Source organism: Psychrobacter sp. UBA6291 (assembly GCF_002439405.1).
Classification (GTDB): Bacteria; Pseudomonadota; Gammaproteobacteria; order Pseudomonadales; family Moraxellaceae; genus Psychrobacter; species Psychrobacter faecalis.
Map to the genome: position 1 here is coordinate 1 of NZ_DJUD01000071.1, position 9795 is coordinate 9795.

The 9795-nt window shown below is 43.9% G+C and carries 8 protein-coding genes and 1 pseudogene; 6 read left to right on the forward strand and 3 right to left on the reverse strand.

Annotated features, from left to right (window positions below; translation table 11 throughout):
* A pseudogene (locus tag B3R91_RS12210) lies at positions 1-205 on the reverse strand (SEL1-like repeat protein); the annotation flags it as partial.
* A 340-nt stretch (positions 206-545) separates the two neighbouring features.
* Positions 546-1637, reverse strand: coding sequence for a 4-hydroxythreonine-4-phosphate dehydrogenase PdxA (pdxA, locus tag B3R91_RS12215; RefSeq protein WP_286797862.1), 1092 nt, complete (start codon positions 1635-1637; stop codon positions 546-548).
* A gap of 359 nt (positions 1638-1996) precedes the next feature.
* On the opposite strand from pdxA, the gene dnaB reads away from it, so the two are divergent.
* The 3 genes from dnaB (at position 1997) to argF (ending at position 5844) form a co-directional block, all read left to right on the forward strand.
* Positions 1997-3400, forward strand: coding sequence for a replicative DNA helicase (dnaB, locus tag B3R91_RS12220; protein WP_068405205.1), 1404 nt, complete (start codon positions 1997-1999; stop codon positions 3398-3400).
* 188 nt (positions 3401-3588) lie between these two features.
* Complete coding sequence (gene alr, locus B3R91_RS12225; protein ID WP_286797864.1) at positions 3589-4713, forward strand: alanine racemase; 1125 nt, start codon at positions 3589-3591, stop codon at positions 4711-4713.
* A 207-nt stretch (positions 4714-4920) separates the two neighbouring features.
* Entirely contained in the window at positions 4921-5844 is a 924-nt protein-coding gene (gene argF / locus B3R91_RS12230) for an ornithine carbamoyltransferase (protein WP_144296248.1), read from the forward strand.
* Between the two features lie 159 nt (positions 5845-6003).
* On the opposite strand, the gene rpiA is transcribed toward argF, so the two are convergent.
* Positions 6004-6663: a ribose-5-phosphate isomerase RpiA gene (gene rpiA / locus B3R91_RS12235; protein WP_068405199.1), complete on the reverse strand. Its 660-nt coding sequence runs from the start codon at positions 6661-6663 to the stop codon at positions 6004-6006.
* A gap of 361 nt (positions 6664-7024) precedes the next feature.
* Here rpiA and ilvA point away from each other — a divergent pair, with 361 nt between their 5' ends.
* From ilvA to B3R91_RS12250, 3 genes are all read left to right on the forward strand, one after another.
* Positions 7025-8578, forward strand: a complete 1554-nt coding sequence (ilvA, locus tag B3R91_RS12240) for a threonine ammonia-lyase, biosynthetic (RefSeq protein WP_068405198.1) — start codon at positions 7025-7027, stop codon at positions 8576-8578.
* A gap of 202 nt (positions 8579-8780) precedes the next feature.
* Positions 8781-9113, forward strand: coding sequence for an excalibur calcium-binding domain-containing protein (locus B3R91_RS13505; RefSeq protein ID WP_349681546.1), 333 nt, complete (start codon positions 8781-8783; stop codon positions 9111-9113).
* 174 nt (positions 9114-9287) lie between these two features.
* Positions 9288-9728, forward strand: a complete 441-nt coding sequence (locus tag B3R91_RS12250; RefSeq protein WP_286797867.1) for an RNA-binding S4 domain-containing protein — start codon at positions 9288-9290, stop codon at positions 9726-9728.
* Positions 9729-9795: the final 67 nt, after the last annotated feature.

Sequence of the window (9795 nt, forward strand, 5' to 3'; positions counted from 1 at the left end):
CCTTCTGATACCATTTAGCCGCCATCTTATTATCTTGCTGGACTTCTTGGCCATCTCTGTAAGTCAAACCAAGGTTAAACTGGGCCTCAGCATCTCCTTGATTCGCTGACTTTTGATATAGCTTAATTCTTGGATTCAAAAGTTGTCGATCATGTGACGAATTTCTTAAAGGTTTTAGCTTATGTTTTAATAGTTTCAGTGGCATTTTTCTTCTTCAAGGTTATTTTGTTGATATAACTGATCTTATCAACAGGGAAATAATTAATATATTTACCCCACTCTCAACTTATTNNNNTAGTTTTTAAAATTTCAGTTAAAACAATTAGAATTTTAAATTCTATAAAAATCAAAAGCCTACGATAAGTTGAGATTGGCGTATATTTATATTATACCCCAAGGGAACCACTTATTTCACCCTTCAAACCTATTAACAGACTGGTATAATAGAACCACTTATATTAGACCGTGTTTGATGATTCATAAATAGCCGTTATTCACAACAAAGTTACCCAGTACTGCGTGACAAATGCCGCTAAGGTACCGACTTATGCAAGAGATCTATCAATAAGCGATTCATCTGCCATCTCATTAGCCATCAGGAGTGCTTGGTATAAGCTGGTTGCACTTGCGCCGCTACGTCCTGCTAAATCAAGCGCTGTACCGTGATCAACTGAGGTACGAATATAGGGCAGCCCCAAGGTAAGATTGACCGTATCGCCAAAGCCGTGCGATTTAAGAACTGGTAAACCTTGATCATGATACATCGCAATGACCGCGTCGCAGTTCGCCAAATGTCTTGGGGTAAATAAGGTATCCGCTGGCATTGCTTCTGATATATCGACGCCTACGTCGATAAACTCACGCAATACGGGATTGATAATCTCAATCTCTTCAACGCCCAAATGCCCGCCCTCGCCTGCATGCGGATTGAGACCGCAAACCAAAATACGTGGCTGCGTTAAGCCAAACTTCTCGCGCATATCGTCAATGACAATTTGCACCGTTTGGCGTACATTATCAGCGGTGATAGCAGCAGGTATGTCTTTTAATGCTAAATGCGTGGTAACAAGCGCCACTTTCATGGCTTGATTGGCGAGCATCATCACGACTTTCTCACAGCCACTTTGCTGCATAAAAAACTCGGTATGACCGCTAAACATGGTGCCATCGAGCAGTTTAATATCAGCATCTATTAAGGCAGATTTTTGCAATGGCCCTGTGACGATGGCAGCGACTGTTTTATTAGTCGCTAACTGATGGGCGTTGTCCAATTGTTTGGCAACCATGGCCGAATTGCGAGTATTAATTTTTCCGCAGACAACGGCTTCAGCACAAGGCGTATTTAACAAAATAAACGCATTATCATCATTGTCATCCATAATTTGCTGTGACATCTGTTCTAAAAAGTCATCGGCTGCGATGTCTAAATCGACAGTTTGCCAAAGCGGACAGTTTTGGAGCACGCCTGCTGTTACCAGTATATCAGCGCGCTTTTGCATTGCGGCGCTATCAGCAGTGACCCAGATTGGACGCTTAAAATCCTGCAATTTACCCTCAGCTGCTAATAGCAGCACGATATCCATACCAATACCAGCAGGCTCACCGGTTGTGATTAATAATGGTAGTCTTTTTTGCATAGTAAAATATCCTATTTTGACATTAAGAATATGATTTTATTGTATTTATTATTATGAAAACGAGCGTTCAAGAGGTTTTAAGGGGACGCAAATTTTATATCATAGCAGATAGCATTTTTATAGATAGTTACTGATAGCAGCCGAAAAAACGCTAGAATGTGTTAAACTTTCGCCTTTCATTGTAGCATTTACCAGCAAGCGCTGAGACCACCTTTTGGTACTTCTCTCGTAGAGCTATGTCGCGCTTGCTTGACCGTATCACTCCTAAAATAAATACTGATAGCAAATAGCTATTTATACTCTTATATAATTAATTTTATACCGACTTTTGAAACTGACTTTTAAGACACTGGGCACCCATGGCAGACAACGAAAAAACCGACGACTTACTCAATCAGACACCGCCGCACAATATCGATATTGAAAAGGCCTTGCTGGCGTCTTTGATGAGCATCGAAGAGGCATACGATAAGATTGCAGATATCGTCACCAAAGACGATTTTTATGCGGGGCGTCACCAGTATATTTTTGATGCAATTGCGCATTTGGCAGCGGTCAACGAGCCTTACGATACGGTCATGGTGCATGATTGGTTGGAAGCACAGAAACTGCTTAAAGGTGCCGGCGGTGACAGCTATTTGGCCGATATTTTGAGCCAAAGTCCTGCCACTTTGTTTAACCTCACTGCTTATGCACAGCGCGTGCGTGAGCTGTCGACCTTACGTCAGCTCATTACCACGGGCAATGACATGCTGACCCTTGCCTATAATCCCAAAGACCAAACGGTAAGCGATATCTTGGACAATGTTGAGGCAAAAATATTTAGTATCAATGAGCAGCATAATAAACGCGCAGAGCAACGCGGCCCCGTTGGTATTACCTCAGTATTGACCAATGTCATTGATAAGATTCAAGAGTTAAAGTCTAATCCTGACGGCATGATAGGTTTACAAACGCCATTCGTCGAGCTAAATAACAAAACCCAAGGCTTACAAGCCGGCGATTTAATCATTGTAGCGGCGCGTCCGTCTATGGGTAAAACCACCTTTGCTATGAACTTAGCAGAAGGCGTTTTGTTTAATGAAGATTTGCCCGTGGTGGTATTTTCGATGGAAATGCCAGCGGAGTCCATCGTCATGCGTTTGCTGTCGTCTTGGGGTGCGATTAATCAGACGCACTTGCGCTCTGGGCAAATGAATGAAGATGAATGGGCAAAAATGATGAATGCCATTCAGCATTTGCAATCTAAGCATTTATATATCGATGACAGTACCGCCCTGCCGCCCTCTGAGCTGCGTTCGCGCTGTCGCCGTATTGCTAAAAATCATGATGGTAAACTTGGCGCTATCGTCGTCGATTACCTACAGCTAATGAAAGTACCTAGTCTTGACGGCAACCGTGTGGGCGAAATCTCGGAAATTTCTCGTAGTTTAAAAGCCTTGGCTCGTGAGCTTGAATGTCCGGTTATTGCGCTGTCGCAGCTTAACCGCAGTCTAGAAAACCGTCCTAATAAGCGTCCTATTATGTCGGATTTGCGTGAGTCGGGGGCGATTGAGCAGGATGCCGATTTGATTATGTTTATTTATCGCGATGAGGTTTATAATGAAAACTCAGACCACAAAGGCGTGGCTGAAATCATCATCGGTAAACAGCGTAACGGCCCTATCGGCACCGTCCGCTTAGGCTTTGAAGGGCAATTTACCCGCTTTATTAACCTGACACCAGAATACTATCAAAACGTCAGCTTTGAGAATGACGAGTAAACGGCTGACTAAACGATATATATAACAAGCTTTAACTTTAAAGCGACTATGCATAAAACTAGCCAGTGCGTCATCAGCCAAATTGATGATGTACTGGCTTTATTGCTTTACCCCATTATTAATAACATCATTTGTTTAATGAAATCGTTTTACTAATAAAAATAACTTTGTCAATAAAGAAGGCAATTATGCGCACTATCACAATCAATCCAGCCGCCATTACTCATAATTTGGCGCAAGTTAAAAAACTGGCACCGACGGCTAAAGTTCTTGCTATGGTCAAGGCCAATGCTTATGGTCATGGCGTCGCTGCTGTCTTACCAGCATTGCAACAAGGCGAGCAACAGGCTGATGGTATCGGCGTTGCAACCTTGATAGAAGCCTTGGAAGCGCGACAACTTGGCTGGGATAAAACCATTGGTCTGATTGAAGGCGCATTTACCGCCAAGGAATGGCAGCTAGCGATAGAGCATGATATCAGCTGCGTGATTCATCATGAGCCGCAATTAATATGGGCATTAGAAAAAACCCCACCGACTACCAGCGCCACTCGAGTGGTTTGGCTAAAATATAATACTGGCATGAACCGCTTAGGCTTTAATGACCAAACGCTGATTCCAGCAGCCAAACGTTTGCATAAAGCCGGTTTTCAGCTGATTTTAACCACTCACTTTGCCAATGCCGACGACTGCGCTCATCCTCTAAATGCCATTCAAATTCAGCGCTTTAACGACATGCTACAGACGTTACGAGAAACGGTGAACAGCGATGTAGAAGGCTCATTGTGCAACTCAGCAGGTATCGTCAATTTTCCCGAGCATCATCACGATTGGGTACGTCCGGGCATCATGCTCTACGGCAGTACGCCTGTCATTGACAAAAGTGCGCGTGATTTGGACTTACAGCCAGCAATGGAATTTAGCGCCCAAATCATCGCGCTACAAACAGTCAACGCAGGTGACGGCATTGGTTATGGCAGCCGCTGGACTGCTGGGAAAGATACCAGAACGGCGTTAGTCAGCATCGGTTATGGTGACGGCTATCCACGCGTGGTGAGTGCTGATGCTTATGTTTCTGTTATTGACGATACTAACAACCAAAGCTACCCATGTGCGGTCATCGGACGCGTAGCCATGGATATGATTGTCATTGATGTCAGCGCTGTTCCAAACAGCGTGGCGTTAAATAGTAAAGTGTTGCTATGGGGTAATGCGCCGCACGTCGATGAAGTCGCCGCCCATGCAGAAACCATTAGCTATGAGCTGCTATGCCGCCTAAGCGCGCGCCCAACTCGAAACATAACAGAATCCTAATCGTTAGATATGAACATCATGACAGTTTGCCAGATAAAAGAGACAGCGCCAAATCATGGCAAATTGAACATTTACATTAAGCCCAATTGCGCTATACTAAAAGTTTGTTGTCACCACAGTATATGCACTGACGCGATATGATTACTGACTGACAACGTAACATTTTTATCGATTTTTCATCGATTGTGATCGACTGCTAGGATTACTATGAGTTTGCGCCATTTTTTGACCCTATCTGATTTAACCAAACAAGAACTAGAAAACCTCATCAAACGCGCTTGTGAATTACGCAAAATGCAACATGCCGGCGAGATATATCAGCCCTTCGTTGGGCGGACGCTTGGCATGATATTTGAGAAATCATCCACTCGCACACGTATCTCATTTGAGACGGGTATGGGACAGTTTGGCGGCAGCGCTATCTTTCTGTCGCCAAACGACACGCAGCTTGGGCGCGGTGAGCCGCTAGAAGATTCGGCGCGCGTTATCTCAAGCATGGTCGATATCATTATGATTCGTACCTTTGGGCACGAAAAAGTTGAAACCTTTGCCGAATACTCTAGTGTGCCTATCATTAACGCCCTGACCGACGAATTTCATCCATGCCAGCTGCTTGCTGATATGCAAACGTATTATGAGCATCGTGGCAGTATCGAAAATAAAATCGTCACTTGGGTTGGCGATGGCAACAATATGTGTGCCTCCTACATGCAAGCAGCCAATCAGTTTGGCTTTGAGCTGCGTGTTGCTGCCCCTTATGGTTTTGAGCCTGACCCTGAGCTGATGGAGCGCTTCTCACATTGCGTGAGCTTGGTCGAAGATGTGCAAGATGCAGCAAAAGATTCAAACTTAATCGTCACCGATGTCTGGGCGAGTATGGGACAAGAGTCTGAGCAAAACACTCGCGCACGCCGTTTTGCGCCCTATCAAGTTACGCCATCACTACTCGATAAAGCCGACCCCGAAGTGGTATTTATGCACTGCTTGCCTGCGCATCGCGGCGAAGAAATCTCTCACGATATGCTTGATGATCCGCGCTCAGTGGTCTGGGACGAAGCGGAAAACCGCTTACATGCGCAAAAAGCCTTGATGGAATTTTTATTAAAAGACAAAATTAAGCTACCTGCCTAAAAATAGGTTGTTAAAAACATATGGTGATATTTTGCTAAACCAGCAAGCAGCAGATGAACAGATACGAAAAAGGCAGCGCATATTTTAATGCGCTGCCTTTTTATTGTTTATGACTTTATTTAGCGATAAGTTATAGCATTAAATCCTATCAATAATGCATTAACGCGTCAAAGTTGTCACCCCATCACTGCCCGCTCTAAGCAACACATCGGCTTGATTGGCAGCAAAAATACCATTACAGACCACGCCAACAATATTATTTAACTCTTGTTCGAACGCCAATGGATTACTGACATCCAAATCATAGGTGTCTAAAATCACATTACCATAATCGGTGACAAAATCTTCACGATAAACCGGCTCACCGCCCAAACGGGCTAATTGCCTTGCTACATACGAGCGCGCTTGTGGCAGTACTTCTATCGGTACGGGAAATTCGCGCCCCAAGCATTGCACACTTTTGCTTTCATCAACCATACAGACAAACTTGTTGGAAGCCGCAGCGACGATTTTTTCACGTGTGAGCGCACCGCCACCCCCTTTAATCAATTGCAAATGTTCATTTACCTCGTCAGCGCCATCGATATAGACATCAAGCTGACCGGCAAAGTTTAAATCGACGATGTCGATACCCAAGGCGCGTAGTTTATCTTCGGTGACCTGTGAGCTTGCGACCGCGCCAGCAAGCCTTAACGTCGGCAATAACTCAATCAAACAATTTACCGTACTGCCTGTCCCTACGCCAAGTATCATGTCATCTTCGATATAGCGGAGGGCAGCTTTGGCTGCGGCTTGCTTTTGTGCTTGCTGATCACTCATCATAAATCCTTGGAAAAATAAACGTCTTACTCTAAAAGAGCTAAAATGATAAAGGAAGTAAAAGGCGCGCTTATTATAACCGATGGCTCTAAGCGATGTTAGCGTAAAACCTATTCTAAATACTCATTGAACCCTCTCATTACGCATACTTACTTTAATGTATTCATAAATGAGCATTTAAACTTTAATAAACTCTCGACGAAATTTGCAATTGTGTCTTGCAAGATAGTGAAAATCAGCATAGGCTAATCTATTTCGTTTTTGTGCTTATCTTTACTGGTTTATTGCTGTTTATTATTAAATACCAATTTATAACCATTTGCACTTCTTTTATTCATCTTCACTTTGTTTAGGAAACATTATGCTGTCACATTGGGTACGAGCCATCTTGCAAGCCACCGTCTATGACGTCGCCATTCAAACACCACTTGAAGCTGCACCGAAGCTGACCCAACGTTTTGCTAATGATATTCGATTTAAGCGCGAAGATTTGCAACCGGTTAAATCCTTTAAGTTGCGCGGTGCTTATAACCGTATTAGCCAATTGAGCGATGCGCAAAAAGCACGCGGCGTTATTTGTGCTTCGGCAGGTAATCATGCGCAAGGTGTTGCCTACTCTGCCCGTAAGCTTGACTTGAATAACATCATTGTGATGCCAACCACCACACCGGATATCAAAGTCGATGCGGTACGCGCGCTTGGCGGTAATGTCGATTTGCATGGCGACAGCTTTGATGAAGCCAACCGTTATGCGATTAATCGTGCTGAGACCGAGGGTTTAACCTTTATTCCGCCATATGATGATGAATTGGTGATTGCAGGGCAAGGCACTATTGGTCTGGAATTGACCCAGCAATGGCGCAACATGGATTATGTCTTCGTTGCCGTAGGCGGTGGCGGTTTGATTTCTGGTGTGGCAGCATTTTTAGGTGAAGTGGCGCCGCATGTCAAAGTCATCGCCGTCGAAGCGGAACAATCAGCTTCACTAAAAGCGGCGCTTGAAGCGAATGAACGCGTTAAACTCAAACAAGTTGGACTGTTTGTTGATGGTGTCGCCGTTGCTCAAATTGGCGAGCTGCCTTTTGATATCGTGCGTATGCAAAAGGGCGATGCATCAGGTCCTTTAGTCGAGACTGACGTGGTCACTTGTACCAATGATGAAGTCTGCGCGGCGGTGAAAGATATCTTTGAAGAAAACCGTAGTATCGTTGAGCCTGCTGGTGCTTTGTCCGTTGCAGGCATGAAAAAATATATTGAAGCCAACAATTTACAGGGCAAAAACTGCGTTGGTATCATCTGCGGTGCCAATATGAACTTTGATCGCTTGCGCTATATCGCCGAGCGTACGGAGATTGGCGAGAAAAAAGAAGCCATCTTTGGCGTGACCATCCCTGAACAAACGGGCGCGTTTTTAAACTTTTGCCGCAGCCTACATGGCCGTAATATCACCGAGTTTAACTACCGTGCCGATAGCAAAAAATCACCCGACTCTATGGAACCTGCGTCTATTTTTGTCGGTATCGCCTTAAAAGAAGGTGAGAAAGAGCGTCAAACGATTAGCAACCAATTAGCAGCCGATGGTTATGAAGCACATGATTTAACCGATGATGACATCGCCAAATCTCATATTCGTCATTTGATTGGCGGTCATGCCCATGTCGAAAATGAGCAATTATTAAGCGTAGTATTCCCAGAACGTCCGGGCGCTTTATTGACCTTTTTAGAAAAATTGGGCGATGACTTTAATATTACCTTATTCCATTATCGCAACCACGGTGCTGCTGAAGGTCGCGTATTGGTTGGCTTGCAAGCCTCTGAGGGTAACTCTCGCCAGCTACAAGATGCGCTTCTTGATATTGGTTATGACTGCACCATGCTCAATGACAATATCGGCTATCAGTTGTTTTTAAAATAATCATAATATAGTACAGCATAGGTAATCTTTCATTTATCAGGTCGGTCTTTTAGCGATTAAAAAGCTGGCTCTGATAAATGAATAATGATCACTTACTGACAGTATTTACTCATTTGCAGCGACTATTATTAGGTGATAAGCCGTGACTCAAAAGATACTGATGTTTATATTATTGCTAGTTTTAGGTCTCGTGGGTTATAAGATGCTGCAACCTAAAACCACAACTAGCAATCATGTTACGGCTGATACTTCAGTTCCTGCTTTTACCGCGGCTGATTTGGATGATATCCCGCCAACGTATGTGGATTTAGAGGCAAGTTCAACCTCAAGCTCAGTAGCAAATCCAGCTGTAACGTCACAGCCAGTATTAACAGCGCAATCAGCGGTAGCGCCAAGCTTTGCGTGTGATGGCAGGCGACATTGTTCTCAGATGACCTCATGCGCAGAAGCGACTTACTTTATACAGCACTGTCCTAATACAAAAATGGATGGTAATAATGACGGCATTCCTTGTGAAAAACAGTGGTGTCATTGATTTTTAAGTTCTAGACTTCCTATTCATGCAATACAAGACCGTCATAACAATGGCTAATTTTTTACTTATTCACCATAAAAACCCATTTTGAAAAACTTTAATCACTTATCACTCTTTTAATTCCCAAAAAAACCACCATTATTATCTTAGTTTATTGATATTTATGAGGTTTTGATGAGTAAACATAACAAAAACCACAATCAGCCAAGCCATAGCCAACCAGATACGGTACGTATGCGTCTTGATAAATGGTTATGGGCTGCGCGTTTTTATCGCACTCGCACTCTTGCCAAAGAAGCTATCGAAAGCGGTCGCGTCCATTATGCAGGGAGCCGTGTCAAAACCAGTAAAGAGATTACGGTCGGAGATGAACTCAGTATTCGCCAAGGCTCAGCCACCGCCATGACTGAAAAAACCGTGATTGTCGAAGCGCTAAGTGCCCAACGTGGTAATGCAACTGCCGCCCAAACGCTGTATTCTGAGACTGAGGAAAGTGAAGAGCGCCGCGCCTACTATGCCGAACAGCGCAAACTGGCCAATCTTGCCCGCCCTGATAATAAACCCAATAAAAAAGAGCGTCGTGATCTACAACGCTTTAAAAACAAGCAAGAATAAAAGCTGCCAGTAACAGTAGTATTCTATTATTTATTGCCTAGCGTGACCGTTCCAAAAATCTTACTCA